The organism is Ilumatobacter sp. (assembly GCF_049588435.1).
Classification (GTDB): Bacteria; Actinomycetota; Acidimicrobiia; order Acidimicrobiales; family Ilumatobacteraceae; genus Ilumatobacter_A.
Genome location: NZ_JBAVYV010000119.1, coordinates 1 through 1,638 on the forward strand (window position 1 = coordinate 1; position 1,638 = coordinate 1,638).

Below are 1,638 nucleotides of genomic sequence, written 5' to 3' on the forward strand. Positions count from 1 at the left end.
TGATCGATGCCGATGGCAACGTCCGCTACGACCACATCGGCGAAGGCGCCTACGACGACATCGACGCAGCGGTCGGCGCGCTGATCGCCGAGAAGAACGCCTGATCGTTCGGACGGACAGGCTGCGCCCCACGTGATCGACGCATTCGTCGAAGCGGTCCGTTCACTCGGTCAGGTGTGCCAACTGGTGATCCTGGCACCCGTCGGCCTCACGATCGTCGCAGCGCGCGGCCGGTGGTCCGCCGTCGCCGGCGCCGTGTTCGGCGTGGTCCTGGGCGGATGGTTCTTCGTGACCGACCGGTTCGGGCCGATCACCGACCTCGAACTCCGGATCACCGCGGTGGTGTTGATCGTGGCGGTCGTCGCGCTCGGATTCCCGCAGGTCTTCCGACGCGATCGGCCTGCCTGGTCCGACGAACTCGGTTCGGCGGTGGCGTCCCCCGTCGGCACCGCAGCGATCACCGCGCTCGTCGGCGTGACCGTGACCCAGTGGTGGCGCCCCTGCGTCGGAGCCGAACTCGGCTCGATCCTGACCGCCGCACACGACGACCCGTCGGGCGAGTTGCTCCCGACGATCGGATTCATGCTCGGAATCTCGCTCCCCCTGGTCGTGATCGGCTTGGTGTACGCCGCGTGGAGGCCCGGTGCGACGACCGCGAGGACACTGGGCTGGGCGGGCGCGGCGCTCGCGATCGTCCTCGCCATCTCGGTCATCGCCGGGCAGCACGGAGAGATCGTGGCCCGTCTGTTCGAATGGAGCCAATAGCTACCCTCCAGGGGATGCAGATCGTCTCCGCACTCTTCGTCGAGAACTTCGAGATGCGCGAGGCCCCGGGGCCCTCGACACGCATCGACATGACCGGCGTGATGTTCTCCCAGGCCAGCCCGACCCCGGTCCCCGTGACACTGAGCCCGCACCTCGTCGCCCTCATCTTCTGTCCGGAAGGCCAGTCCGGGAGCGGCGTCTTCGAGGTCGTCTTCCGGCGCGGCGTCGACGAATCCAGCGAGCAGGTGGCCCGCAACGTCAGCCCGTTCACCGTCGAACCGGGCAAGTTCACCTACCGGCTGGTGAAGGGCGAACTCGATTTCACCGAGTACGGGCAGGTATTCGCCCACTGCCGGGTCGACAAGAACGCGTGGCACATCGTCCCGTTCACCCTGCTCCCCCCGGTCTCGGGCTGAACGTGCCCCGCGTCGAGGCGACCCGCATCGTTCCCGTACCACTCGACGTGGCGTTCGCCGTGTCGCAGACCCACGGTGCAATCCGCCTGGAATGGGATCCGTTCGTCCACCATCAGCACCTGATCGACGCCGACCGGCCCGCCAAGGGCGTGCGCACGAGAACCGTCTCACGGCACCGCCTCGCGATGACATCCGAGTACGTCTCGTTCCGCCCTCCGAACCAGGTCGGGATGAAGATGGTCGAGGGGCCATGGTTCTTCTCGACGTTCGCCGGCGGGTGGACGTTCGCGGCGGGGTCGACCGACGAGGAGACGATCGCCACGTGGCGCCACACGTTCAGCGTTCGGCCCTCGTGGTTGGCGCCGATCGCCGACCGGATCGGCACCTGGTTGCTCGGTCGGGACATCGAGGCGCGGATCGGCTCCTACGCCGCCGCATGCGAGAACCCGCGCGTCCT

At 68.0% G+C, this 1,638-nt stretch carries 3 protein-coding genes; all 3 read left to right on the forward strand.

Annotation, left to right across the window (positions count from 1 at the left end; translation table 11 throughout):
- Positions 1-132: 132 nt before the first annotated feature.
- On the forward strand, positions 133-765 hold the full coding sequence (locus tag WBV89_RS04375) for a hypothetical protein (RefSeq protein ID WP_423980119.1): 633 nt from the start codon (positions 133-135) through the stop codon (positions 763-765).
- Positions 766-779: 14 nt separating this feature from the next.
- Complete coding sequence (locus WBV89_RS04380; RefSeq protein WP_423980120.1) at positions 780-1,181, forward strand: hypothetical protein; 402 nt, start codon at positions 780-782, stop codon at positions 1,179-1,181.
- A 2-nt stretch (positions 1,182-1,183) separates the two neighbouring features.
- A partial coding sequence (locus tag WBV89_RS04385; RefSeq protein ID WP_423980121.1) for an SRPBCC family protein occupies positions 1,184-1,638 on the forward strand: 455 nt, incomplete at its 3' end.